24 protein-coding genes and 3 pseudogenes are annotated in these 26,495 nt (G+C 48.8%); 1 reads left to right on the top strand and 26 read right to left on the bottom strand.

All coding sequences use genetic code 11. The annotated features are described in order from the left end of the window. Positions 1–15 precede the first annotated feature (15 nt). The 26 genes and pseudogenes from traM to HMPREF9007_RS20440 all read right to left on the bottom strand — a co-directional run bounded on the left by traM (position 16) and on the right by HMPREF9007_RS20440 (position 25,647). Positions 16–1,128 carry a conjugative transposon protein TraM gene (gene traM, locus HMPREF9007_RS20345; protein ID WP_128567790.1) on the bottom strand — a complete coding sequence of 371 codons (1,113 nt, stop codon included), beginning with the start codon at positions 1,126–1,128 and terminating at the stop codon, positions 16–18. Next, on the bottom strand, positions 1,129–1,317 hold the full coding sequence (locus tag HMPREF9007_RS0124685) for a hypothetical protein (RefSeq protein WP_032850130.1): 189 nt from the start codon (positions 1,315–1,317) through the stop codon (positions 1,129–1,131). It abuts the gene before it with no gap. Next, complete coding sequence (locus HMPREF9007_RS20350; protein ID WP_008760254.1) at positions 1,307–1,582, bottom strand: hypothetical protein; 276 nt, start codon at positions 1,580–1,582, stop codon at positions 1,307–1,309. Before HMPREF9007_RS20350 ends, HMPREF9007_RS0124685 begins: the two co-directional genes overlap by 11 nt. A 13-nt stretch (positions 1,583–1,595) precedes the next feature. Continuing rightward, positions 1,596–2,219, bottom strand: a pseudogene (gene traK, locus HMPREF9007_RS20355) (conjugative transposon protein TraK). A 22-nt stretch (positions 2,220–2,241) separates the two neighbouring features. Then, entirely contained in the window at positions 2,242–3,261 is a 1,020-nt protein-coding gene (gene traJ / locus HMPREF9007_RS20360) for a conjugative transposon protein TraJ (RefSeq protein WP_032850129.1), read from the bottom strand. Positions 3,262–3,285: 24 nt separating this feature from the next. Then, positions 3,286–3,918 carry a DUF4141 domain-containing protein gene (locus tag HMPREF9007_RS20365; protein ID WP_008760252.1) on the bottom strand — a complete coding sequence of 211 codons (633 nt, stop codon included), beginning with the start codon at positions 3,916–3,918 and terminating at the stop codon, positions 3,286–3,288. Between the two features lie 31 nt (positions 3,919–3,949). Continuing rightward, positions 3,950–6,439, bottom strand: a pseudogene (locus tag HMPREF9007_RS0124675) (TraG family conjugative transposon ATPase); the annotation flags it as partial. Further along, positions 6,402–6,752 carry a DUF4133 domain-containing protein gene (locus HMPREF9007_RS20370; RefSeq protein ID WP_008760251.1) on the bottom strand — a complete coding sequence of 117 codons (351 nt, stop codon included), beginning with the start codon at positions 6,750–6,752 and terminating at the stop codon, positions 6,402–6,404. The gene HMPREF9007_RS20370 and the pseudogene HMPREF9007_RS0124675, both read right to left, overlap by 38 nt. Before the next feature lie 11 nt (positions 6,753–6,763). Continuing rightward, positions 6,764–7,030: a DUF4134 domain-containing protein gene (locus tag HMPREF9007_RS0124665; protein WP_128567788.1), complete on the bottom strand. Its 267-nt coding sequence runs from the start codon at positions 7,028–7,030 to the stop codon at positions 6,764–6,766. A gap of 438 nt (positions 7,031–7,468) precedes the next feature. Continuing rightward, positions 7,469–8,224: a hypothetical protein gene (locus tag HMPREF9007_RS0124660; protein ID WP_032850126.1), complete on the bottom strand. Its 756-nt coding sequence runs from the start codon at positions 8,222–8,224 to the stop codon at positions 7,469–7,471. A gap of 4 nt (positions 8,225–8,228) precedes the next feature. After that, positions 8,229–8,648 carry a DUF3408 domain-containing protein gene (locus HMPREF9007_RS0124655; RefSeq protein WP_032850125.1) on the bottom strand — a complete coding sequence of 140 codons (420 nt, stop codon included), beginning with the start codon at positions 8,646–8,648 and terminating at the stop codon, positions 8,229–8,231. 13 nt (positions 8,649–8,661) lie between these two features. Further along, positions 8,662–9,441: an AAA family ATPase gene (locus tag HMPREF9007_RS20375; RefSeq protein WP_008760249.1), complete on the bottom strand. Its 780-nt coding sequence runs from the start codon at positions 9,439–9,441 to the stop codon at positions 8,662–8,664. A 225-nt stretch (positions 9,442–9,666) separates the two neighbouring features. Beyond that, positions 9,667–9,900: a hypothetical protein gene (locus HMPREF9007_RS20380; protein ID WP_008760248.1), complete on the bottom strand. Its 234-nt coding sequence runs from the start codon at positions 9,898–9,900 to the stop codon at positions 9,667–9,669. Beyond that, positions 9,897–10,847, bottom strand: a complete 951-nt coding sequence (locus tag HMPREF9007_RS20385) for an amidoligase family protein (RefSeq protein ID WP_008760247.1) — start codon at positions 10,845–10,847, stop codon at positions 9,897–9,899. The genes HMPREF9007_RS20380 and HMPREF9007_RS20385 overlap by 4 nt, the downstream gene beginning before the upstream one ends. An 825-nt stretch (positions 10,848–11,672) precedes the next feature. Then, a complete protein-coding gene (locus tag HMPREF9007_RS20390) occupies positions 11,673–12,836 on the bottom strand; it encodes a dicarboxylate/amino acid:cation symporter (protein ID WP_008760246.1) in 1,164 nt (387 codons plus the stop codon). An 11-nt stretch (positions 12,837–12,847) separates the two neighbouring features. Beyond that, the gene (locus HMPREF9007_RS20395; RefSeq protein ID WP_165000507.1) at positions 12,848–13,876 is read right to left on the bottom strand and encodes a uroporphyrinogen decarboxylase family protein; all 1,029 of its coding nucleotides are present in this window, start codon (positions 13,874–13,876) and stop codon (positions 12,848–12,850) included. Between the two features lie 32 nt (positions 13,877–13,908). Then, on the bottom strand, positions 13,909–15,432 hold the full coding sequence (locus HMPREF9007_RS25820; RefSeq protein ID WP_008760244.1) for a RagB/SusD family nutrient uptake outer membrane protein: 1,524 nt from the start codon (positions 15,430–15,432) through the stop codon (positions 13,909–13,911). A gap of 42 nt (positions 15,433–15,474) precedes the next feature. Continuing rightward, positions 15,475–18,573: a TonB-dependent receptor gene (locus tag HMPREF9007_RS20400; RefSeq protein WP_008760243.1), complete on the bottom strand. Its 3,099-nt coding sequence runs from the start codon at positions 18,571–18,573 to the stop codon at positions 15,475–15,477. Between the two features lie 61 nt (positions 18,574–18,634). Beyond that, on the bottom strand, positions 18,635–19,558 hold the full coding sequence (locus HMPREF9007_RS20405; RefSeq protein WP_032850124.1) for a hypothetical protein: 924 nt from the start codon (positions 19,556–19,558) through the stop codon (positions 18,635–18,637). 406 nt (positions 19,559–19,964) lie between these two features. Continuing rightward, entirely contained in the window at positions 19,965–20,186 is a 222-nt protein-coding gene (locus HMPREF9007_RS20410) for a sulfurtransferase TusA family protein (protein WP_032850211.1), read from the bottom strand. A 19-nt stretch (positions 20,187–20,205) separates the two neighbouring features. Beyond that, positions 20,206–20,721: a DsrE/DsrF/DrsH-like family protein gene (locus tag HMPREF9007_RS20415; protein ID WP_128567787.1), complete on the bottom strand. Its 516-nt coding sequence runs from the start codon at positions 20,719–20,721 to the stop codon at positions 20,206–20,208. Between the two features lie 37 nt (positions 20,722–20,758). Next, complete coding sequence (locus HMPREF9007_RS20420) at positions 20,759–21,571, bottom strand: HesA/MoeB/ThiF family protein (RefSeq protein ID WP_032850210.1); 813 nt, start codon at positions 21,569–21,571, stop codon at positions 20,759–20,761. A gap of 32 nt (positions 21,572–21,603) precedes the next feature. Next, positions 21,604–22,572 carry a biotin synthase BioB gene (bioB, locus tag HMPREF9007_RS20425; protein ID WP_008760238.1) on the bottom strand — a complete coding sequence of 323 codons (969 nt, stop codon included), beginning with the start codon at positions 22,570–22,572 and terminating at the stop codon, positions 21,604–21,606. A 187-nt stretch (positions 22,573–22,759) separates the two neighbouring features. Further along, entirely contained in the window at positions 22,760–23,230 is a 471-nt protein-coding gene (locus tag HMPREF9007_RS20430; protein ID WP_008760237.1) for an Lrp/AsnC family transcriptional regulator, read from the bottom strand. 25 nt (positions 23,231–23,255) lie between these two features. Beyond that, a pseudogene (locus HMPREF9007_RS20435) lies at positions 23,256–24,436 on the bottom strand (PatB family C-S lyase). Between the two features lie 38 nt (positions 24,437–24,474). Next, a complete protein-coding gene (locus HMPREF9007_RS20440; protein ID WP_032850123.1) occupies positions 24,475–25,647 on the bottom strand; it encodes a PLP-dependent transferase in 1,173 nt (390 codons plus the stop codon). Positions 25,648–25,940: 293 nt separating this feature from the next. Here HMPREF9007_RS20440 and HMPREF9007_RS20445 point away from each other — a divergent pair, with 293 nt between their 5' ends. After that, positions 25,941–26,429 carry a GNAT family N-acetyltransferase gene (locus HMPREF9007_RS20445; RefSeq protein WP_008760235.1) on the top strand — a complete coding sequence of 163 codons (489 nt, stop codon included), beginning with the start codon at positions 25,941–25,943 and terminating at the stop codon, positions 26,427–26,429. Positions 26,430–26,495 lie beyond the last annotated feature (66 nt).

Here is a 26,495-nt window from a genome sequence, read left to right as displayed (position 1 = left end):
AAAGTGAATAATCCGTTATTGTTTCTTTGTGACCAGCAGCACCTTATATCCGGCTTTCAGTGTCACCCTGACCGCACGAACCCGTCCGGCGATCAACCGTGTGCCGCCCTGCATGACTCCGCGCGTCAGGTCCATCACCACCTGCTGCCCGGCGGAACGTGCAAACGACACGCTGTTTCCCATGCTCTCGCTGACCGTCCCCGCCGCGTCCTTTGCCGCACTGCGGGTTTCGGAGCCGGGAACAAAGATTCCTTTCTGCCCATCCACATCATAGGTCGCCAGCTGCACGGGAATGATATTCCCCGCATATTCGATGCTGCTGATCAGGATATCCAGCCGTTCCCCCCGTATCACCGCCGCACCCGTTACCAGGCTGTTGGCAGGAACGGTGATGTTTCCGGCTTGCAGGGGCTGGAGCAGCCTGAGTCTTACCCTGCCTCCCTGTTCGACAGTCTGGTTTTCCGAGATGCAGGCGGCAATGGTATTCGTCCCCATCCGGTAACTGCTGCCTACGGCTGTATTGAAACCGTAATTCCTTTCAACGGCGAGCGAAGCGATAAAGGCTGAATCCGTAACCGGCTGTGAAAGGCCGGAGGTGGTCTGGTGCTCCGCCCGCTGTACCGGAACTGTTTCCGGCAGTTCTTTTCCGGTTGTTTCTTCTTTTATGGTGTCCTTATCCGGATTCAGATACCTTGCCGCCATCTTGTAGGAACGCTCCATCAGTTCTTCACGGGAAGCCGTCCGGTCCTTTTCTTTTTCCGCTTCTTCCAGCTTTTTGTTCAACTCCTCCACTTTTCTCTCCAGATCACTGTTTACAGTTTTTTCGGGAGTCTCATAGAAATCATCCAGCTGGCTGGAAATTTGCTCGTAGGTCTTGACTGACTGTTGCAGCCTGTCCCCGTCTTTTTCGTTCGCATCGGGTGTTATTTTTCCACCATCCAGCAACGTCCCGGCAAGCTGTTCCAGCGATTTCATCCGGCTTTCTTCCTCCACTTCCGCCTGCTGCTTCTCGTAAGCGGCGGTCTTCTTATCCAACAGCTTGGCCGTGGTAGGCTCCGGGACATTCACGTTGAACCCGGAGTTGCCGGGAACTTCCGTCCCGTTTTCCTTACCGGATGGAGCGAATATTCAGTACATGACTCCCAGGAATACCAATACAAAGGCCGGAATCACAATAAACTTCCTTCTTTTCTCAATTTCTTCCGGGGCAAGCACCCTCTTCTCTTTCCCCGGCTCGTCCTGCAAGGCTCTGCCGGTTTCCGGCTGTACCGCCGTTTCTTCTGCCGCTTCGGGCTTTTCCAATTCTTTATCTTCCATTATCCGTTGATTTAGAATGATACATTATACTGTCTTTATCTGTCCGGTGGAGTGAATCTGCCGGAACATGCCTGCCAAACGGCAGTTCCTTTGGTGTGCCGTGAGAAAGGAAACGTCCGAAAGCGCGCGCTACCGTGACACCACACAAGACCGTGCTGACAGCCAGCATGCCGACAAGCACTCCCTTACGCTCTTTCTCCGACAGGCTTTCGCAAACGCCCTTCAGTTTTTCACCTATTTCTGTTTTTATTTCTCTGCTTTTCATTATCCTGTTCTTTTTAGCGTTCAACGGTCCTTATATCCCTGTTCTCCAGAATCTCGAAACGCTCCGCCATAAAGCCTTGCGGATTATTATCCGACCGGGTTACACTCTGCAGGAAACAACGGGTGACCAGGGAACGCTCGGTAATATTGCTGCTGCGGACAACCATCTGCCGGGCAAAGGTGATGATCCGGTAGGGATAGTTATCGAAGTCACATTGCATGCTGTCCACCAGGACGGTCTGGTTGATATTGCCGCTGATCAGCCGGTTGTAATATCCTTTCTCGTTCCAATCCCGGTAATACCCGTAAAGGCTCTTGTCCGCCAGATACATGGCACGGTTGATGTTGGATTCGATGGCGGCCTTGTCGGGAGCCAGCGTAAAGAACAGCTCATGTAGGCGGCGCACATGCTCGCGGGCTTCCACCGGACGGTTCAACGCCGCATCCTGGGATAATGCCAGCATCAGCGACTTGCCCTGATCCAGCACATACACCTTCTCCCGCTGCCGGTTAGCGAACAGGTAGGACTTTCAGATGGCATACGTCGTGAGCGATGCGCAAATACCCAGAAAGACCAGCGTGAACAGGCGTATCTGCCTGAACGAGGATTCGATATTTTTTAAACTTTTGAATTCCATATTCTTATATATTTTTACATTCCTACTTTTTCAATAATACAGCAGCGACATTACCTGTTGAAGCACCTGCCGTAGCACCCGCCACATTGGTCACTTTGGATGCCGTATTGTTCACATTCCGGTTATAGGCACTCATGCCGCCGGCCTGGACAATCCAGTTTGAAACCGTCGGGACACAGAAATAACCTACCAGCCCTATGATCATAAATATCAGATAGATGGCCGAGGAACCGTCCACATCGATGATGCTCATCGGATTAGCCATCAGGTTCATCTCCTCCTGCAGGATAAGCGTCTGTATCTTGGCGAGCATCGCCCCGAAGAGGTCTGATACCGGCAGCCAGAGGTAGACACTGATATAGCGTGCCAGCCACTGGACGAGCGTGTTCTGCAGACCGTCGAATACACTCAGGGCAAAGGCTATCGGCCCCAGAATACTCAACACAATCAAAAAGAAGGTACGGATCGTGTCGATGACCAGGGAAGCGGACTGGAAAAGGATCTCCAGCAGTTTGCGCATGATCATCTGGGTGATCCCCTGCAGGGAGAAAGAATAGGAAACCTCATACATCGTCTGCAAAGCCGTATGCTCCTCCTCGCTCCAGCCCATGTTCTCCAGTTCGGCGTCCAGCTCCTCGTTGGAGGCAAAGACGCTTCCGGTCATCATGGTTTTTGCCAGCATGTCCGCCCGGAGCCTGTCCTTCTCCTGCTGGTATTTCTGCAGGTCGAAAGTCTGGTCCCGCAGCAGCGTGCCGGTTCCCTGGACAATGGGACTGAAGATGCCGTTAAGGGTTCCCAGCACCATTATATCGAAGAAGAGGATGCAGATACCCAGTACGAAAGGCCGGAGCATCGAAAAGACATCTATCGGCTCGGCACGGGAAAGGGACTGCCACACCCGGTAAGCAATGTAGAACAAGGCTCCCAGTGCGGCCAGTGCCATCCCCATATCCATCATCGGCTGGCAGAGCTTGGTCATCGTATCGTACAGATTCCTCAGAATCTGGTGCAAGTTTTCAAATGAGATAGACATTAGCAACATACTGTTCTGATTTTAATTGAATGATTACCAGTAACGCTCGTCTTTGCCATACAAGTCAAATACCTGCTGTTGTTCATTTTTCTGTTTGGCACGCAGGTAGGACACATGCAGGTTCTTGCGGGTATAATAGTTCGCAAGTTTCTTGTAATGCGTCATTTCCCCATATACCCGGTTTACCAGGTCGATGCGCTCCTTGTCGTTCATGGACATGCCGGTGGGATTAACTATATTCTTCAGTTCGGCAATGCTGCGGCTGCTTTTCTTCATGATCGTATTATAACCGGAGGCTATCGCGTCCAATTCCCGCTGGCTGAAATTCTTGTCGGTCAGCATCTTGCCGAAATTGTTCACATAAATCTCGGAGATATCGCCCAGCATCAGGACGGATTCCTTGACCTTCTCGCTGCCGCTGATCAGGTCGTTCACCTTGCGCAGCTTGTCATAATACTCCCGTCCCTGTTCGAATATTTTCGAGGTTTCCTTCCATGTGGAAAGGGCGTTCTGTGCCGTTTGGGAGGTTTCCACCATCTCATTCACACTGTTCACGATACCTTGGACCAAGTTGCCCGGATCGGACACCACCCACTGCGCCTGCACGCTTACCGGCACAATTAAAGCCGGCAGGACAAACAATAGACTTAAAACTTTCTTTTTCATTACTTCTTTCTTTTAACCGTTTATTTTTCTTTTTCTTCTCACTTGCCAGCATACGGATGGCCTGTTCCATATTGCCGCCCAACTTCTCTGTCATTTGCGTGACTTCGAGCTTCTCGGTCTCCTCCGTGGTATAAGTGAGATACTCCTCGACAGAGGTTTCCGTGGCATAGACAGCAGACCGGACTCCGCCCAAGCCAATTCAAACTTCCTTATACTTTCTTGCCGGATCATTGGCCTGGTTGATGGACAGAATCTGCCCTTTCTCCTTGTCGGTCAGTCCCAGCAAGGATTGCACGGAATCAAACTTGTTGATATACTTTCGCTGGTCCAACAAAATCTTGCAATCGGCATTGTTGACGATAGTGTCCTTGATAATAGGACTTGACACGATGTCGTCCAGTTCCTGCGTGACGACTACGGCCTCACCGAAGTATTTACGGACGGTTTTGTAGAGAAATTTTATATAATCCGCCATGCCTTCGCGGGCGATTGCCTTCCAAGCCTCCTCCACAACTATCATCTTCCGAGCCCCATGCAACCGCCTAATTTTGTTGATAAAAGCTTCCATAATGATGACGGTCACCACCGGAAAAAGAATCTTATGCTCCTTAATTTCGTCAATTTCAAATACCACAAAACGCTTGTTCAGCAAGTCGAGCTGCTCATCTGAATTCAGCAGATAATCATATTCTCCACCACGGTAATATGGAGCCAATACATTGAGAAAATTAGTGAGGTCGAAATCCTTCTCGCGGTAATGTTTCTCTTCCAGTATTCCACGGAACTCTCCCTGTACGAACTCGTAGAAAGTATTAAAGGAAGGAACCAGCTCAACATCCTCCTTTATCTTTTCAAGAAACAGGTTGACCGCCATTGAGAGGGCCACTTCCTCGGCACGGGTGATTACTTCCGTATCCCTTTTCCAGAGCGACATGATCAGTGTCTTAATGGACTCTTTCTTCTCCAGGTCGAAGACTTTATCTTCGGTAAAAAAAGGATTGAAGGCTATCGGGTGTTTTTCGCTATACGTATAATACACGCCATCCTCCCCGTTTGTACGCTGGCGGATCAGGTCGCATAAACCCTTGTAACTGTTCCCGATATCAATCAGTATAATGTGGGTGTTCTGTTCCCAATACTGCCTCACTAAATGGTTCATGAAAAAGGACTTGCCCGAACCGGAAGGCCCGATAACCAGTTTGTTACGGTTGGTGATGATGCCCCGGCGCATCGGTTCGTCCGAGATGTCCAGATGCAGCGGTTTCCCGTTGGTCCGGTCTGCCATCTTGATGCCGAAAGGCGACAGAGAATCCGCATAGTTCGTCTCCCCGGTAAAGAAGCAGACTCCCTGCTCGATGAAAGTATAGAAGGACTCCTCGGCAGGAAAATCACCCTCGCCGCCGGGAATGCCCGCCCAGTACAGGGTAGGCGCGTCAACGGTATTGTAACGGGGCTTGCATCCCATCAGTGCCAGAGCCGAACCAGTGTCGTTCTTTATCACCTTGAGCTTCTCCCGGCTGTCCGACCATGCCATGACATTGCAATGGCAACGGATGGCGGTCAGCCCGAAGGAGTGCGCCTCGTCCAGATAAGCGTCGATCCACTGCTTGTTGAGCTGGTTGGCACGGCTGTACTTGGAAAGCGAATGCATGTTGCGTGCCGTCTTCTCGAAGCGTTGCAGGATTTCCGCCGAATCGTCTATGAACAGGAACTGGTTGTAGATATGGTCACAGGAAAGCATCAGCCCCACCGGGGCGGCAAAGCTCAGACGGCAGTCACTGCGGTCGGTGGAGTATTTCTCGTACCGGGCATCCGTCCGGACAGAGCCGGGAAGATCGTCCACATCGGAAAGGGTGTGCACGCAGAGAATATTGTCCCCGATACGCATTTCCGATGCGCTCATCTGTATATCTTTCAGCGTGGTCGTGTCCTGCTGCGAGAGGGAGAAATATTTCTCGACCAGCCCGGCCTGCTGCGGCGTGCCGACAATCTCATCGGTGGTCAGCCGTTCCATGCGGATAAAGGCCGAGTCGTTCAGGATGCGCTCGAACTGGTCGACACTTTCCAGAAAGCGGCTGACCGCGTCCTTGTCCCGGACTTCCTTCGGGATGATGTTCCCCCGGCAGAGGATGGAGAAGTTGCTCTCTTTGCGGCTCCGCTTCTTGGTTGTCCTGGTGATGAAGAGATAGGCAAAATGGTTCAGGAAAGGCCGTTCATTGAAGTGGAGCTCGAAGCTGCGGTCCAGAAAGCTCATCCCGTCCTTCTGCATGTCGGCCTTGTAATTCTCTTTCAGGAACCAGTCCTGCCGGTGTACTATCGTGTAATTCGGCAGTACCTTGACTGCCTTTGTTCATGTGCCGTGCATGGATTCATAGTCTGCGGAAGTGACCGTGAAGAGCTCCGGAAGGAAAACCTTGAAGCCGATGGTCACGTCCGCGTCCTTGGAGAGGATGCATCCCTCTTCCACGGACAATATCGGAAACTTACTTTCCAGCGTTGCGGCTTTTAATGTATTTCTCATAAATGCGCTTTTTAAATAAGGAAGATATACGTTTGCGATTGATGATATAAAACGGGTGGTATTTGACTGCGGTAAGCTTCATCAAGCCATTGGGACCGTACTTCTTGTTCAGGTGGAACACCCCGAAGATCAGCCCGAAAGCGGAGAGGATACCGAAGCCGATGCAGACCCACCGGTCAATACCTATCATATAGAAGATGACGAACAACAGGAAGATGGCAAGCAAGCCTCCTACGAAGAAATACAGGTATTGTGCCTGCAAGCCGTTAAACTCCACGCTGCGTCCTATTCCTTTGTTGATATTGTATTCCATAACCGTCTATATTACAGGAAAAAGGAGCGCAGGACGGTCGCAGCAACAATGAGGAAAACACAGGCTCCAAACCAGGACCCGGCTGTTTTTCCGGTATCGGGGTCTCCTGAAGAAAACTTGGAATAAACTTTTATCGCGCCTATCAGCCCTACAATGGCTCCTGCGGCATATATCAATTTCGTGGCCGGATCGAAATAACTGGAAAGCATGGATGTGGCCTTTGTGATACCGGCACTTCCGTCCCCTTCGGCATAGGCACCCAGGGTGGAAACAACTATTCATGCTATTAATGCAACCGTCTTTTTAAAATGTCTTTTCATATACAATCTACGAATTAAATGTGAATAAAAAACTTCTTTCAAATAGACCGCAGGAAATTTCCTGCGGTCCGCTGCTTGCAACCACGATGTCCTTTTTAGGATCAACCCGAGTCATAGTAACCAATCATGGGCACCTCCGTTTTAAAGGGTTAATTACTTGTTTTGAATGTTCGCTCCGGTAAAGGGAAAAGATCAACCGGAATCATGGAAGCCTCTCATATATCCGTTCTTTAAGAGTTATACACTTCGTTTTAAAACTCGCCATGCCCGGATCAACCGGAGTCGAAGAAATCTCTCATGTTTTTTCATTTTTTAATTGTACACTTCATTTTAAAGGTCCACAACATCCGGAATCAACCGGAATCATAATACTTTCCCATACTATCGTCCTGTTATCTATTCAGGCACATGCTCCGTAATGTCAAATTCCCGGAGAATGTCGTCCTTGTCCTTTCTGGTCAATAAATGGGGTTCACCCTTGTCCACATACAGACGCATATACCGTTTCAGCTTGTCGTTGTTACCCAGGATGCCCGCCTGCAGGATTCGCTCCATGTTCGTGCCTTCCAGCTTACGGAAAGTCTGCCGGGTTTGTTCCTGTTCCGCTTCCGTCACGGGAATGTCCGATGTCATCACTTTCTCTATCATATCCAGGTCGTCGAAGGTGACACCGGTTGCCCGGTGGGGATTGCTCCGCTGTACGTATCCCGTAATCTCATAGCGTTCGGGTATTTCTTCCTTTTCTTCACCGGAAGAAGGGGAACCCTTCTGCATATAGTCGGTTTCAGGATAATTCAATTTTTGAAAAGTGCCCGGAACTTCCGGGTATTTCGTATGCCTGTCAAAGGGTTCGTGCGCTTGAAGAACCGGTCCTGTTTCCTTTTCGGGAGTAAAGGTACCACTCTTTTCAATACCAGATTCAGCCTGTCCGCTATTGTCATCCATTGTCAGTGATTGTCGCATCCGGTACCGGCTCCTGCCTATTATTTCCGCCTCTGACAATGATATTTCCGGATGAACGGCGGCAGGTGTGGTCCGACGTTCCTTTTTGACTTTTCCGCCCCTCCATGTGAAAATGCCGCCCGTATGGACATACTTCTCAATGCTCAAATAGGAAGCATAAATAAAAAGGAGAATAAAAAGATATTCCATACGGTTATTTTGTTTTAAATGATTTGCAATGTTTTTCGATAATGTAATGGACCAGCTTCTCGTTCTGTTCGAAGAAAAGTGCCAGTATCCGGTTGGTGACTCCGGCAACGGTGACCTTCCTGCTGCCGATACCCCACACCAAGGAAGAGATACGCCGGTGTATATCGGCATCGATATGAAGCGTCGTGGTGGACTCACTCCGGGGTACATTCAGAAAATTTGCAATGAAAGCATCACACTCTTTGTCAGTAAACGCCTGCTTCCCGGTTACCGCCGGTTCCGGCGGGATTGCTTCCGCCCTCTCCGGCTGGGGAGGCGTTTCGGAGAGGATGGACAGCATCGAACCTTTGGAAGCGACTATGTCCAGTATCGCCTGCTCGTCTATGCCTCCGGGGAATATTTTCTTTTTGTCTGATTTATTCATAAGCTGTTCTGTTTTAGATAGCGTCTGGTTCGTTTAAACCGGCGATACGGCATATCTCTTCCACCAGTTCGGACAACCCCGATCCTTTTTCCTGCCGGTTGTCCGGTGGAAACAGCGTGGAACGGAAGATACTGTTCTGCGTCGGGCTTATTTCCCTGTTGTAACGTTTCGTGTCCGGAATGCGTGAGTCCAGCAGTTTCAGGTCCGCTTTCCGGATCACACGGTTCCATGACTCGTACACCTCTTTCCGTTCCCTTTTGTCAATCATGTTCCAGAAGAAATAGATGCCCTTAAGGTTGCAATTGTGTTTGGATATCAGTTCGTCTTCCAGTACAGCGGCAAATTCAAGGGAACTCTGCATGACGATATTGTCCGCCTTAAGCGGGACGAAGATATAGTCCATCGCGGAAATGGTGTAGATCACCCCCTCACTGCGGAGCGTTCCGGGAAGGTCGAGCAGCACGACATCAAAAACGGCATCCTCTTTTTCCATATACCGGTGCAAATCCTCGACGGCTTTCTCCGGGTCGCTTTTGATGACCGGATAAGAGCGTTTCTGAATCTGCTCGTGCTGGCGGTAGAGGTTTACTTTCAGAGTATCATTCTCCATCACGCTCTTGATATCGCGTTCACGCATCAGGGCAATGCTGTGCTGGGGGGAGTCGCAATCCACGACACCCACCCGATAACCTTTCCGGTAATGAAGGATGCTGGCGAGCAGCACCGTAAAGACGGATTTGCCTACGCCTCCTTTCTGGCTGGCGACAGCAATTAATAACGGTTCTTTTTTCATGCCTTTTTTAAAAATTCTGATTACTGTGTAACTATTTACGGCACAAAGAAAATGAATGCCCCGATAGGGTAAAATACCCCGTCACGGTTTGTCATGGAAAGTCATGGATTGTCATGGATACCGGAGAGAAATCCCCCAAAAGAACAGGACGGGATTGCGGTGAAAGAAAAAAAATCCCCGCCTCAAAGACTGAAGGCAGGGACTATAATAATAAAGGGACGGAGCTTACCGCTCCTTGAGATAGCCGTCCTTCATCAGGTCGGACATGAACCCTTCGGGAGTATCGGTGGAAACTGTCACACCATGCGACTCGTTGTAACGCGCGGCAAACCGCTGCATATACTCCCCGTCGGTACAATCACTGTCGAACCAGCTCCCCTCACGGAGCAGCCGGACGAACTCTTCCGCACTGGAAGCGGCTATCCGGCCGCCATCCAGTAAAATATACTCTTTCTTCATCTCGCCAATTTTTTAGTCCTAATTTTGAAATACAATTTTTGTTTCTCGTCCAGAAAAGGCAGGCTCTCCAGGGTGTTCCTGCCGGAAAGGTTGTCCTGTTTCGCAAAGGTAATCAAACCGTTCAGAAATAAGATCCAATTCTCCATCTTTGTGAAGTTTGTCGTGCCGGAATGCTGGCGGAACTCAACCGTCTTATGCCGGGAGTAAGCCTCGAAGTTTACCTTGTGGTACCTGTCGCGGTCAAAGACATCCCGCAGGTCATCTATTGTCCGGGCTGATTTTATCCTCTCATCGGAAACATGGTTCAGGCTTTTGCAGTATCTGTTGTTCCTGCGCGTGGCCGGCATGAAAGCGTCAATCAGATTCTCAAGGTGCTTGTAACTCAGAGCCAGGTTTCTCCAGGTATTCATATTGAAGTCCGCCGCATCCAAGTGGACGTGTAGCCCGCAACTGTCGTTTACCTTCACATTACAGAGGTCAAGCACCCAGCACACCTTTTCCAGTTCTTTCAACCCGGCTTCACCGGCCAGTATCGGGCTGACCAGCTCAAAAGTATCGTTCCCATGCAGGCTGCTGTCGGTAACCAGTTTCCAATGATCCCGTGTCGTATGGTTATAACCTTCGACGGTAACACGGATACCGGCTTCCCTCAACTCATCAGCCAGCCTGCTCATGCTGCAGTTATAGGCTTCTATTTCAATACCGAATTTATGAGTGAAGGTATAGTCCGGCCGCACCGGCTGTCTTGTTTCAATGGCTGAGTTCCAGATATTCTCAATCAAGCCGTCCTGCAGCATCTTTTTGTAAACATTGTGTACGAAGCCGTAATTTCCGTTTGTCAGCAGGTCGGCGATTTTCCGGCGTGTCATACCCAAAAGAAGCAGCTGCCGGATCTTGCTCGTCTTGGTGGCATCCTGCGCTAAAATATTTCTAATTTGCTCATTCATAATGCTTTACCCTTTGTTGTTATAGTGCTAAGGTAGCATTATAATCTCACATGTCGTAGCATTACGAGACTTATTATCAATGGATTAGCTTAGTTTAGCTTAGGCTAAAAGTCCTTATCAAGTGTCTTGTTTTATTACGTTCTCTCGATGTTTATCCGCTCCCCACCTTACCGTCTGTTTTTCCAAATACCTTATTATCTGAATATCAATTTATCAATATACCAAATAACCAAAATACCAATTTACCCGATTATCAGATAACCAAGCGGTCTAAACTTCAGTAATACCTATTTACCTAATAACCCGAATATCAGAATATCAAAATACCCGATTAGCAGAATATCAGAATACCAATTTATCTAAATACCAATTTACCTGATTATCTATCGGGTTATGCCGGTTATTCAGCAATCCCGGCGTATTTTCAGGCATTTCAGCCCATTTCTTAACGCCAAAATTCCGATAACAATCACCTTGTTGTTAAAAAATATGGACATATATGGAGAAGTTTTGAGGAAGGGAGGAAGGCATCAAGCGGAGCAATCTGCAGTTCTACTTAAAAACGTTGTCCCCATTAGGGGACAGCAAGTTGTGTTTTCGTTAAACGAAAACCATACGGTTTAACAGCGCGTTACGCCGTTAAACCGTTACCCATTCCAAGCTCCGGAGTTGCTTGCCACAGGGAAAAATATCAGGGAGTTCCCACTGTTTTCCGTCCGGTTCTTCCACAATCTCATCGGGGATATTCCTTCATGTGTCCGGTCCGGCTCTTCTAGAAACCAGTACTTAACGCTTGACTACGAATAGTATTTCACTAATATTACATCATATTTTACAATGTCGTTTTGAAAAGGTACTGGTTATTAAAGTTAGAGCACCATCACCGGTAATATTGCAAGCTGTTCCAAAGCTATCCTGCAAAGCAAAAATAGCGATAAGCATGGCTGTGCCTGCGTCGTCAAATCCCAACACGGAAACTACGATGCCCAATGAGGCCAACACTGTTCCGCCGGGAACTCCGGGCGCACCTACCGCAAATATTCCCAACAGAAAGATAAACAAAACAAGGGTGGAAAGTGCGGGAAGCTGTCCGTAAAGCAACTGGGATACGACACATACAAAGAACACTTCCGTCAGAACGGAGCCGCAAAGATGTATATTCGCGAACAGAGGAATGGAAAAGTCCGAGACTTTCTTGTCCAGGACAGGGCTCTTGTTTGCACATTCCAGAGCTACTCCCAGTGTAGCCGCAGAAGACATGGTTCCTAATGCCGTGAAATAGGCAGGCAAGTAAAATTTGACTACCTGCCAACTGTTCTTACCGGAATAAACGGCAGCCAATCCATAGAGCAGCAACAACCATAGATAATGGCAGGCTATGGCAATCAGTATTACCGGCAAAAATATCCCCAAACGGGATATATCCCCCTCATAAGATAACGAACAGAAATTAGCAGCCACATACAATGGAAGCAGGGGTATCAGAATACGTTTTACCAGCTGCAGCACGATCTCCCGGAATTGCAAGAGCAGTTCCGCAATCTCTTTCGACTTTATCCAAATGCATCCCAACCCGATCAAGACCGAGAATAGCAGAGCGGACATCACACTCAACATGGGGGGAATCTCCAGGCTGAACAAGACTTCCGGCAGTTCCCTTAGGGACCCGGTGACAGGCCGTATGTCCAGCAAAGGTATCACCTGATATCCTACCAGCATGGCAAAGAACGCTGCGCCTACGGACGAAAGGTATGCTAACGAGAAGGCAAAGACTATCAGCCGTGAAACACTCCCTTTCAGCGATGCGATGGAAGGAGCCACGAAACCGATGATGATCAGAGGAACGAGGAAAAAAATTATCTGTCCACTGATTTGCTTAAGGACCAACACGCCCTTCATCCCCGCCTCGGGGATGAAGAAGCCTGCCAGTATGCCGGCAACAACAGCCAGCAATAGTAGAACAATCGTATTGGAAAGAAGCTTACGCATATCGATATTGTTTAATGATTGTAACGCCAGGAATGTACATAGTCAATGATGGCACGCAATCTATCATAGTCCGTATCACTGGGTACTGTACAGTCGGCCCCCAAAATAAAGTTGGCAGGAGCATTCTCCATCACCTTGTCCACCTCTTTCTTAGCCTCTTCCAGCGTACCGGTTACTAAAACACCCAAGCGGTCGAGACCACCGAAGACAGGGCGTTTGAATACCTCTTGTACATGTTTCAGATCGACACTTCCATTCTCTAAATGGATTGGGGGATTGATGATGCTCGCAGGGTAATCGGCATAGTCATCAATGCTTACATAGCTGCTGCCATAGTCACAAATATGCAGGATATTGAAGGGAGCGATCTCGTTTGCCACTTCGCTAACTCGTTTGTCATACGGACGGATAACATTCTTGAAGATGGGCGTCGTACCGAAGGTTTTTGTGTCACCCCCTTGGCTGGATACATAGAATCCGTCAGCTCCGCGCCGGCGTGCGGCACGCAGATAATTCTCTATACTCAGAGTTATATTTTCCAATGCCGGACGAACAGCCTCCGGGTCTTTCTTCACCAGTTCCACAAAACCGTCACCAACCGTCTGGTGCAACAAAGAGACCGGAGAATAGACGGTGGGCAACACCAGAGCTTCACCTTTCAGCTCGCGTGCCAAATCCTCGATCACTGCCAGTTGCGGCTCAAAGAATTCTTCGCCATATACAGGAACCTTTTTCCAATCGTCGGGCGTCTTGATCTCCAAGCGGGGAACGACCACTTCGTATTGAACCTTTACGATGTCCATATTTGTGGCACGGAAGAAATTGATATGATCTTGTACAGCCTTGGCACCCAGCTTGTGTTCAAAATGCAGGAAGAAGGCTGCCGGAACATACTGGTTCGGTTTGGACTGGTCCAATACGGAGAGAATCAATTCACGTTTGTTACTGTCGTTTGTTGTCGGATTCGTTGCATCTACAGCCGATGTCAACAGGGTCAGGGCCAATGCCAACAGACCACTTTTTAATACATTCTTTTTCATATCCATATAATTTATTATTCAATTATTCATACTTATTTATATCCTGCGTAAGGACTGCCGGATGTTTCACCGTCATAGCCCCAGTTCTGTTTCAGATTCGGATTCAGTGTAATCTGACTGGCCGGTATCGGAAAGAGGTAGTTCTTCTCGGTAATGCCAGTCTTCTCCTGAGAAACAGTTGATACCAGGATGCGCCACCGCACAAGATCGAACCAACGCTGTCCCTCTAAAATAAACTCATTGAAACGCTCCTGCTGCAACCGTTTGCGGAATTCCTCTTGGTTTAGTCCGGCCGGCAGATCGTGGACAGAGAGAGCCGTAATCGGAAAATGCCTGTAGGCACGTCTGCGTACTTGGTTGATTGCCTCGTATGCGGTTTGCGTCGGTCCGTTCAGCTCATTCTCCGCCTCTGCCTTGATCAACAGCACCTCGGCATAACGGATGTAGACATTATTGGTATTGCGTCCGGCATATTGGTTCTTGGCATAGTTGATCGTATCAATGTATTTCCGGAACAACGGCACCTTGAAGGTAAAGTACTCTCCAGTGTTGGGATTGTAGAGACGTTTCGCCCAACTGCTCTCTTTGCGTTGGTCGGCATCATCCATCTCTTCATAAAAACGGACGTTGTTCGTTATGAGTACCGGCTCCGAATCACTCCATCCGGTTGCGAACGTACAGTGTCCTGTCACATTATTCAGATCAGCATGTTGGATAGAAAAGATGTGCTCAGGACCATTCTTCTTGTCTGTCGCAAAAAGATCAAAGGTATTTTCCACTAACCGGTATTTATTCAGAGCTATCACACGATCTGCATACTCTATTGCCTTTTTATAGAATTCGTTCCGACGGCTGTTACCCGCTTCCGAATCGGTCTGTGCCCATGTCAGGTAGACTTTACTCAAAGTAGCCAATGCAGCTCCAGCCGTCGCACGTCCTTCGGTACTACCGGAAAAAGTTTCAGGCAGATGCGAAGCTGCTTCCAGATCATCCACAATCTGTGCATAGACAGAATCACGCGGTGTACGGGGAATTCCTTCCCCATCTCCATCATGCAGCACCAGTGGCACGTCGCCCCACCAACGTACAATATTAAAATAGAATAGGGCACGGAGGAACTTGGATTCGTTCACATAGCGATCGCGGATCGATTCGTCCAACCGGTCATTGGCTTCAGTCTTGTCGATCACGATGTTGGCACGATTGATGCCGATGTACGACTCTTCCCAAGCATTTTCGATAAACTGGTTGGCAGGTTGCACGGCATTGTTGCTCAGCTCACGGATGTGTGCACTGTTGGTATTCGCACCAGCCTTCACATATTCGGTGGTAATATCTCCCAGATAAATCGTCAGGTTGTTATACATCCCATGGAAATCCGAAGGCCAGTTTGTAAAGATGGCATAAATGCCATTCACTGCACTTTCCACATCTTCCGCAGACCGGTAAAACTCATCCTTGTCAATGGAGCTCGCCGGCGTGATGTCCAGATCGGCACAACTGTTCAGTCCCAGAAGTGATCCGACTACATAATATATATAGAATATCTTTTTCATACTTGAACTGTTTTTAAATTAGTGAATCAAAAGTCTCCTTCATTACAATGTCAGGTTGAGACCGAACTGAATGTTTTTTGCAGAGGGATATGTACCAAAGTCCACCCCTTGATAAAGTCCGCTACTCTCGTCCACGCCGTTCCGGTTGGATTCCGGATCATATCCCGAATAGCCCGTCAGTGTGAAAAAGTTCTGCAAAGATACGAAGATGCGCAATTTACTATTTTGGGTAATCTGTTTCAAAGGCAATGTATATCCCAACGTGATGTTGCGAACCTTCAAGAAGGAGGCATCTTCCACGTAGCGGTCGTCGGAGACGATTGAAGTAGAGTTGCTTGCCTTGCCAATGGTATTGGATGGATTATCCTCTGTCCAGCGATCGGCTACAGATTTCAAGGAGTTGTACGATGTACTCGTCTTCTCGAAACGGGCACGCAACGTATTGAAGAGCTTATTGCCATAACTACCGTGCAAGGCGATGAACAAGTCCCAGTTATGATAGTTCAATGTCGTATTGAATCCGCCTGTGAACTTCGGTTGGCTGTTGCCTAAGACGGTACGGTCTTGTTCATTCACGACACCATCGTTATTCACATCCTGGTATTTCACAACACCCGGAGCCAAAGTCTCCGTAGTTTGTGCCGGCAGCTTGCTGATGTCTTCATCCTTTTGGACTATGCCTGCAAACTTGTAGCCATAGAAAGTGCCTAAAGGTTCTCCCCGTTTCACGATCAACGGAGTCATATACTGCAATGTACCGACTCCTTCAAAGGAGGGCAGGAAGTAGTCGGCATTTCCCAGACTCTCGACCCGGTTCTTATTAGTAGCCAGGTTCAATGAAGCATTCCATTTCCACTGCTTATTTTCGATCAACATGCTGCTTATCTCTAGCTCCAATCCCTTGTTGGAGACACTACCTACATTACGGAGTGCGGAGCTGAATCCTGTGACACCTTCGATCGGCACATTCAGCAACAGGTCATTGGTCTTTTTATAGTAAGCATCAAAGGTGACATTGATACGTCCATCCAGAAATCCGGTATTGAGGCCGACATTGTAAGAGGAGGTCGTTTCCCACTTCAAGTCCGGATTTGGGGGATTGTTCACCACGTAAGCTGTCACAGGCTGATCATTGAAGTAATAAAGTTCAGGGATGACATTGGCGATATATTGATGATCACCGATCTCCTGATTGCCCACCACTCCGGCACTGAAGCGAAGCTTAAGATAGGATATCCCCTTCCCGAAATGGATATACGGTTCGCGGTCGAGGTTCCAAGAGAACCCGACAGAGGGGAAATATCCCCATTTATGACCTTCGGCAAAGCGGGACGAACCATCAGCGCGTAATGTCACTGTCGCATTATAACGTTGGTCAAATGAATAATTGATACGTCCCAATACCGAACTTAGGGTCGATGTATAACTTTCACTGGTAGGAGGATTGGCCGTCTCTCCACCGGCAAGGTCATTATATCCCGTAGCATCATTGGCAAATCCGTATGAAGAGGCGGAAGAGCCACGCTTGTCAGTACGTTGTGCCGTATATCCTGCCAAAGCTGACAAAGAGTGCACTTCGTTAAATACATGGTTATAGTTGACAGTATATTCCGTCTGCCACGTGTACACCGACTTGTGCCCGATTGAGGCAACAGCTTTCTTATCCGCACCCAGTGAAGTGTACGACGGTGCGTAGTTACTCTGACGGGTATTGCTCAAATCCAATCCGATATCTGCTTTCAATGTCAGATCATTCAACAACTGATATTCGACATAGACAATGGAGAGCAGGCGGGTATTTTCAGTCAGGGTCTTTACATTTTTCAGATCCGAAATGGCATTGGGCACCTTTCCGTTGTAAGAGACAGTCGTCAGTTCATTCGGTTCGTAGTTAAATCCACCATCTGCATCATAGATCGATATGATGGGGGCAGTCGTAATGGCAGAGATCCAAGTATTGGGATTGTTATTGCCATTCACATTGCGCAGGCCATTCAGTTGGGAATAAGCACTTGAAGCTGTAATTCCCACCCGCAATTTCTCAAACAGGTCACGGTCGTAGCTGAATCGTCCGCCGTAGCGTTTCAAATCCGTACCGATAATAATACCATCCTGCTTCTTATAATTACCGGACAGGGAGTAGCGCGAATGTTCATCTCCTCCGATAATTGAGAGCTGATGTTCCTGGGTGAATCCCGTGCGCAAGGCGGCATCCTGCCAATCATATCCGAGTCCATTCTCCGGAGAGGCGAGTTGTAATTCAGGAGTCCCTTCGTCACGACGAATCTCATTGTACAGATCCGTCCATTCGTCTGCATTCAGGAATTCCATTTTCTTATGGATGCTTTGCCAGCCGAAGGTTGCACGATAATTGATCTGGTCCTTACCTCTTTTGCCCTTCTTCGTGGTAATGATAATGACACCATTGGCACCTCTTGTTCCATAAATAGCAGTCGCACTCACATCTTTCAATACTTCAATACTTTCGATATCAGCAGGATTGACAAAGGAGAGCGGGTCCAACGTAGCGTCGCTGCCTCCGGCATCTGTACGGTTGGCCGTCACATCATTATAGACAATGAAGCCGTCAATGACATAGAGTGGTTCGTTTCCTCCCGTAATGGAATTCCCACCACGAATACGAATGGTTGACGAGGCTCCCGGCTGTCCCGAAGTGACAGAGACATTCAATCCGGCTACAGATCCGGCCAGCGCTCCTTCCACCGAAGGTGGCGTCTGTTGTAGAATCTCTTTGTTTACCGTAGAGATGGCACTTGTCAACTCCCTACGTTTCTGTACGCCATAACCCACCACAACGACCTCTTGCAGCACGTCTGTTGCTTCACTCAATGCAACGACAACCGGCTCGCTGCTGTCATACACATCAATCTGTTGTTCGCGATAACCGATGAAGTTCACTTGAAGAGTGGTGGGTAACTCTTTTACTTCGAGTACGAAATTTCCATCCGCATCGGTTAAAGTACCTGTTTTCTCATTGACCACGGATATGGACGCACCTATTACAGGTTCATTGTTGAGTGCGTCCACTACTTTGCCACTAACCCGGGTTTGGGCAAAAGCCCCTCCGGCTATCCCGCCAACCAGCAGCAGAACAGCCCATAAACGATATATGATTTGCATATTGAATTTCTTTTTTAATTCATACTTGGGCTACGATATTCTTTCCGAGAGCATATTGTCATCAGTCAGTTAACAAATTACCATCCAACTGCCTCTGCTCCTTACGGAGCGACTTCTCATCCAGGGTAAGGAAGCCGAATCTATGGTTAAATTGCTGTCCCTCACTGACAATCCACCGCAGGAAATCAACAACTGAGGTCCTGTCGTTATAAGTAAATCCTACTTTGGGTAGGGGGATCAAAGCTACGTCATTGTTTTCCAGCAGTTGCAATGTTTCATCCAGATTGCCGTTATCCAGTACATCCCTTTGTTCCCTTTTGATGTCTAGCGGAATCAGGAACAAGCGGGGCTTCAGACTGCGATTTTGAAGGTCAAATATGTAAGCCAGATTATTGAAGGTAATTCCGGTATGGTCCTTGTTGATGGCGGTGAGAAGATAAAGGTCGTCTCCCGCAATACGCTTGCCGCGGAACTGGGAAGTCTGACAACCGAAATAGGAGGCGAAAGCATTCGCCCCTGAGATACGGCTTGTACCGGAATAAACCGTCAGTCCCTCATACGGGGAAATCCCCTTACGTTCATTCCCTACTTTCTGCAAGATATCCTTCTGAAAAAACAAATCCTTCAAATCCTTCTCATCAAAGCGCTTACGGGAAAGTCTCTCATACAGGGGATTTTCGGTGGTAGTAACGGGAAGCAGCGCATAACGTCCCACGTAGGTGATATGCTCTCCGCTATCACCCTCAGGAGTTTCGGAAACGAATTCCAAATCGGCCTGCCCCTTGTTCTTTTCAACAATGCGAACATGCACATCCGGATATGCCTCTGTATATTTCTTGATCCAAGTTTCCACCAGCCCGCGACCAAACTTGGGGATGGTGACGGTGATCACTTTTTGAGGTTTGTCTGCCGCATAAGATGAAGAGAAAACAGTCAACAGAACCATAATGAATATTTGTCTGAAATAATATCGTATTGTAGTCATATCAATTATTATTTTTAAAGTTTGTAATTCACTTCTTTCCACAAGACTTCCATCTTTCTTTCCATGGAATGACTGTAAGCCAATTGCATAACAGTACGGAAAGGGGGATCATCCTTCCCGGTTCATTATTGTATTATTGTGCCAGGTGGCACATTCGCATGTCTCTATGGCAACAGACATAGACTGTCGACCATCGAAAACGATTTAACTTTCTGTTTTTTACCATCTCTTTTCCTTTTACCTTAAACTCACAAACTATTATCTTCTTTTATGATGTATTAAAAACATGGTGCAAAGATAAATCGGAACCGAAAGCCACACAATACCATTCTAATGGCATTTTTACATACCGCATCTGCGGTATTTTACAATATCGGTATGTCCAGGATGCTGGAGCATGTTTTTCTTATTTTTCTATTGTAACTTTATAAGTGCCCCCTCCATAATGTTTTATGGAAAGCACCCTATAACCTTGCTCTTGCAGGCTGCGGGGTATGTTATCCAACGGTTCTCCTTTGCACAAAAGGACTTCCAGCGTATCGCCTTCGGCCATTTGTGCAAGTCGCAGTTTGGTGCGGACGAGGGTCATGGGGCAGTGTTCCCGGGTAATGTCAAGTATATGGTTCATCTTTTTGTTTTTGGCGTTGTTATACAAATAAGGTCTGCCCCCCTTGGGAAAGTTTCAGAAAAGTGGCCACTCCCAGGACATCCTCCACTTCATGGATGAAGTCGCCTTTTTCCAGTCCGAGAATGTGCATCGCCATCTCACAGGCATATAGGTGGATGCCAAGCGCCTTGGCAGCATCCAGCAGTTCTTCCAGTGTGGCGACGTTGTTCCTGCGCATCATGTAACGGAATATTTTCGGTCCCAGCCCCATGAAATTGAAACGGCTGGCCGGCGCTGTTCCCAGTCCCCCCATCATGAAACCGAATACCCTGGACAGGAATCCCCTGCCTGTAAAAGAGCGTCCCTGTTTCCGCTTGATGGCATCCAGTCCCCAAAAGGTAAAGAATATGTTTACTTCGTAACCGACGGCAGCGGCGCCGGTAGCTAGCGTGAAAACGGCAGTCAGCCTGTCGAAATCTCCGCTGAAGGCGATGAGTGAAAGTTTCCTCACGCCAGTTGTACTTTGATAATAAATTGCGTTTTCTATGATTCCCATTTTATTGTGTTTTTTAACGTCAGTACCAAAGGACCTGCTATGGATTCCGGTGTGGTTTCAAATCGCACACTGGCTGTCCATAACTGACAAGCTCTTCTATCATGGGGTGTATTCCGCACAAGGGACAATCGTTTTGTCGGCAAGACTCTATCCGGTGGAATTCCATAGTCCTGGCATCGAATGTCAGCAGACGGTCGGTCAGAAGTTCTCCCGTTCCGGTCAGATATTTTAAGGTCTCTGCCGCCTGAATGCTACCCACTATGCCGGCTATGGCTCCCAGTACGCCCGCTTGCGAGCAGGAAGGCGAGCCGCCTGCAGGAGGCTCACCGAACAGGCACCGGTAACAGGCCGTGCCCGGAAGATGGGTGAAGATCTGTCCTTCGAAACGCAGGATTCCCCCCTGGGTAAAAGGTTTGCTTGCCAGGACGCAGGCGTCGTTGATAAGATACTTGGTGGGGAAATTGTCCGTACCGTCCACGATAAAGTCATATTCTCTGACGATATCCAAAATATTCTCCACTGTAAGGCTCTCATGATAGGTGTTGATGCGGACATGGGGATTTATCTTCCGCAGTTTCTCTCCGGCGGAATCCACCTTGTTGCGCCCCACGTCCGGCGTGAAGTGTATCACCTGGCGTTGCAGGTTGGAAAGCTCCACCGTGTCACCGTCCGCAATGCCGATTGTCCCCACTCCGGCAGCTGCCAGATAGAGGGCGACAGGTGACCCTAACCCACCGACACCGATAACGAGCACACGCCCCCGTCGTATCCTTTCCTGTCCCTCCGCTCCGACTTCTTGCAACAGGATATGCCGGCTGTAACGTTGAAGTTCCTCTTCCGTGAAATCAATCATTCCTCCTCCTTTTCGTTTCAGATTCCTCGTTACAACCAGACGTGATAGCCGGCTTCGGTGGTCAACGCCTTATCTTCGTCTATGCAGGAACCGGTCGTAGTCAGCAAGTCGCCTACCACAGCGGCATTGATGCCGATTTCGAGTGCTTCCAATTGTACTTCACGTGAGAGCCTGCCCCTTCCCCCGGCAAAGCGCAATTCCGCCCCGGGATGAAGGAAACGGAAAACAGCTACGGTCAGCAATATCTCCTCATCGTCAATGGAAGCCGTATCGGACAGGGGAGTGCCCTTGACAGGCGACAGAATATTAATAGGAATAGACTCCGGCCGCACCTCTCGCAATGCGATGGCCAGCTCGATACGTTGGGTACGTGTTTCCCCCATGCCTATGATCCCACCACTGCATATCTCAAAACCAATCTCCCTGGCCCATTTCAGAGTCTGTATCTTCTCCTCAATGGTATGGGTCGTGCACAATTGTGGGAAAAAGGAAGGTGGCGCTTCCAGATTGCAATGATAGCGTCTCACGCCTGCATCCCAGAGCTGTTGCAGCTCTCCTTTCCCTAACAGTCCCAGCGAGCCACACAGGAAAAGACGGGTATTTTTTCCCAGTTCACGATAGTTCTCGCAAATCTTTTCCAAGTCATCCCCTTTTACGGACCGGCCGCTCGTCACCTGGCAGAAGCGCCTCACACCTTTCTTCTCGTCCCGCTTGGCCTGTGCCACCACCTTGTCAGCCGGAGCAATCCCATGGACTTCGGAACCGGTATAGTAGTGTCCGGATTGGGCACACCATTTACAGTTCTCGGGGCATTTGCCGGCACGGGCATTGATAATGCTGCACGGGTTGAAAGACGGCTTCCCGAAGTGGCGTGTAATTTCTCCGGCAGCCTTGTAGAGGGCGTCCCTCCCTTTTGTTTCGGCCAGCTCCATGATTTCTGTCCGGGTCAATGACTCTCCCCGGAGTACCCGTTGTTTCAATTTTTCTATTATTTCCATTGCTACTTTCTTTGATTGACAGATACCTGAATCTCCGTACAGGAACTGTCCATGCAAAGGTAGTATGGATTTACACGGCGGAAAATACCACCAGTGCGGTATATTTTATCCCACAAATATGGTATCCGTGATAAAGGGGGGGCGGTCAGGCGTGTCGGAGGCCGGTTGGCGTAGCTTATACGGAAGATCAGATATGGATACCGTAAACATGCTTCACTTCATCCATGACAAACATACTTTCAATGGAGCCGAGGCTTTCAACCGTCCCCAATACATTGAGGATGAACTCCTGGTAATATTTCATATCCGGGGCATGGATTTTCAGCAGATAGTCGAAGCCGCCCGATATGTTGTAGCATTCGGTCACCTCCGAGATATCTTGCACGATACGTGCAAATTCCCCGGCGATATCCCGGTTCATCCGCCGGAGTTTCACATTACAGAACACCACGAATCCCCGGTCAAGTTTTCCCGCGTCCAGTACCGCCATATATTTTTTTATATATCCTCCTTCCTCCAGCCTCTTGAGCCGTTCGAATACGGGAGTGGATGAAAGGCGGACTTTCGCCGCGAGCTCTTTGACTGTCAGCCGGGCATTCTCCTGTAATGTGCGGAGCATCTGTATGTCCACATGGTCCAATTTTCTTGAAGTATCCATCGTTTTCTGCTAATATAAAAAGTGTTCATAATGCCTCCACCGCTTGCCGGAGCTGTTCCATTGCCTGCCGGAGCACCGCTCTGGGAGTGCCCACATTCATCCGCATGAATCCCTCGCCGCCAGGACCAAACATCTCGCCGTCATTCAATGCCAGGCGGGCCTTGTTTACAAAAAGATGCAACAATCGGTCGTGATTCAGCTTCAGGGCACGGCAGTCCAGCCATATAAGGAATGAAGCCTGCGGACGCAGAGGCTTGACAGCTGGCAAATACTTCTTGCAATAGTCCATTACAAAATCGACGTTGCCTTCCACATAGCGGAGCATTTCCCTGCGCCAGGGCTCACCTTCCTTGAATGCTGCAATGGTGGCTATGGGGGCGAAAAGCGGTGCCTCGTTCAGCTCGTTCGCTTTCATCCATCCGAAGAAACGACGGCGTATATTTCTGTCAGGAACGATGGCATAGGAACTGACGATACCGGCGATATTGAATGTCTTGGAAGGTGCTCCGAAAGTAATGCTGCATGCGGAAGCCTCCTCGGAGACCGTGGCGAACGGAATGTGCCTGTTGCCCCACAACGCCATATCGCAATGTATCTCGTCGGAGATGACAAGGATGCCACGGCGGTAACAAAAATACTGCCAAGCGGATAAGTGGTTTCCCTGTCCCATACGACACCGCCGGGGTTATGAGGATTGGAGAGAATCAGCATCCGGCATTTCCCGTCAGCCACGGTTTCAAGATTCTCAAAATCCATGCTGTAGGAGCCGTCTTCATTCTCCCGTAACGGGTTATATACCACTTCACGCCCGTTCTCCTGAGGGGTTATGCGGAAGGGATGGTAGACGGGAGGCTGTATGATGACTTTCTCATCCTCCTTCACAAATACATTGACGGCCATTCCGATACCTTTCATTATTCCGGGGATGTATGACAGCCACTCCGGTTCCACCCTCCATCCGTGGTGTGAAGCGATCCATTCGATGACAGCCGTTCTGTACTCTTCCGGTTCCACCGTATAACCGAACAGCGGATGTTCCAGTCGTTGACGTAACGCTCTGATGATGAAGGACGGAGTCTCAAAATCCATATCCGCCACCCATAAGGGAAGCAGCCCGGCGTTACCGTAACGTTCTTGCAGTGCGTCTATTTTCAGGGCGCCTGTGCCCCTTCTGTCCACAATTTTGCCAAAATCGTATCTTTCCATACTTGCTTCTGTCTTTAATGATTATTCCTATATGATCGTTAGCCCAGCGCTTGTTCGATGTCCTCCAGCAGATCGTCCGTATCCTCCAGTCCGATGGAAAGACGGATAGTCGTATCCCTTACATCCATCTCACGCCTCTGTGCTTCGGTAAATAGCCCGAAAATAGTGCTTGCGGGATGGATGGCGAGTGTCTTGTTGTCAAACAGGTTGGTGGCGCGTCGTATCAGTCTCAAACGGTTGATGAAACTGATGCACGCCTCTCGGCTTTCAAGTTCCATCGTTATCATGGCACCGGCGGTGGAGCCGAACTGCCTCTGTGCCAGCGCATGGTACGGGTTATCCTCCAGCCCTATATAATTTACGTGCCGGACATCAGGCTGGGTACGGAGCTGTTCCGCAATTACGGCGGCATTGCCGGACTGTACCCGGTAACGTGCATCCAGCGTCTCCAGTCCGATGGTCTGCATGTAGGCTACATGCGGGGTCATATAAGCACCCAAGTTGAAAAGCATTTCCGTACGCATGCGTCTGCCGAATTCGGGACAGGTCCCATAATCCATGACTAGTCCGCCGATGGAAGTAGCTCCACCGGACAAATATTTGGTACTGGAAACCACCTCTATGTCCACTCCAAGGCTATGCGAACTGAATTCCGTGAAAGGAATGAGCGTGGTGTCGGCTATGAGGGGGATTCCCTTTCTGTGAGCAATCAGGGAGAGCGCCTGCAGATCTGCAACCTCCATCTGCGGATTGGTGATGATTTCCAGATAGATGCAACAAGTATCACGATCCACAGCACTCTCCACGGACCGGATGTCAGTCAGGTCGCACAGTCTGGGGGACACTCCGAAACGAGGCAACGTTCCGGTAATGAGCGCATAGGTGTTACCAAACAGGTGGCGTGATGTGACGATATTCCTGCCGGCGGCTGCCACCGAGAACAGGGTGTTGCTGATGGCCGCCATACCGGAACTCAGGGCGATAACGTCCGCAGCACCGGTGAGGGACCTCACCTTGTTTTCAAGAAAAGTTACCGTAGGATTCATCACCCGGGAATAGTCAGGAGAGTCCGTCCGACCGCAAAATGCGTCCGACATGCTGTCGGCATCGTCAAACTCGTAGGCAGCCGTATGGTACACCGGCATGCTCAAGGCATCATAGGCATCCCGGCGTTGGAATCGGGTATGGATTGCTTGGGTTTGTTTTTTCATTGCTTTTTCTTTTATTATATATTTATCTTCATCTGTATATCGCGGCAAATTTAGTGATAAAACCTAAATCGTATACGAAACATGGCGTAATATCTGTTTTAGAGGCTTTGATTTGGAATAATATTCTTTTTTATGAATCTCCAGATATTCGTTATAGTATAATTGTTCTTTGAAAAGGTTATGAAATAGTGTTATTTTCTATTTTTCTTTATAATATTGGGCGGTTCATTCATCTACTGTAATTTTGCCATAATTACGCACCTTGTTGAATCACAAGGACAAAACATATTTCTATGGTAACAAATAAAATTCGAGATTCTGTAGAGATCACGCGCTGGGACAGGAAATACCGCAGTGATTTCATTCGTTTGAACCGTGAATGGATTGAAAGATTTTTCTGTCTGGAAGAATCCGACCTGAAGATACTGGGTGATCCCGAAGGGGAGATAATAGACAAGGGGGGAGAGATATTCCTTGCTTTGAATCGTGGAAAGGTGGTGGGGTGTTGCGCATTGATGTACCATCCTGATACCGGGCGACATGAGCTGGCCAAGATGGCTGTCTCTCCTGCCGAACAAGGAAAAGGGATCGGTTTTCTGTTAGGAGTCGCCCTGTTGAAATATGCAGGGGAACATGGTGTGACCGATATTTTTCTGGAGGCCAATACACGGCTGGCGGCTTCCGTCAGGCTGTACCACAAACTCGGCTTCCGTCAGGTGGAAGCGAAGAACCCTATGTACGACAGATGCAATCTGTATATGGAAAAAATTCTAGGACATTGAGATTTGCCCGTTGTAACAGTTGTCACTGCCCAGACCATCCAGACGTCAGTCAAAGGAGAACAGATG

The organism is Bacteroides sp. 1_1_14 (assembly GCF_000162515.1).
GTDB classification, from domain to species: Bacteria; Bacteroidota; Bacteroidia; order Bacteroidales; family Bacteroidaceae; genus Bacteroides; species Bacteroides thetaiotaomicron.
Note: the sequence above shows the minus strand (reverse complement) of the source record. Positions and strands in the feature narration are given on the sequence as shown.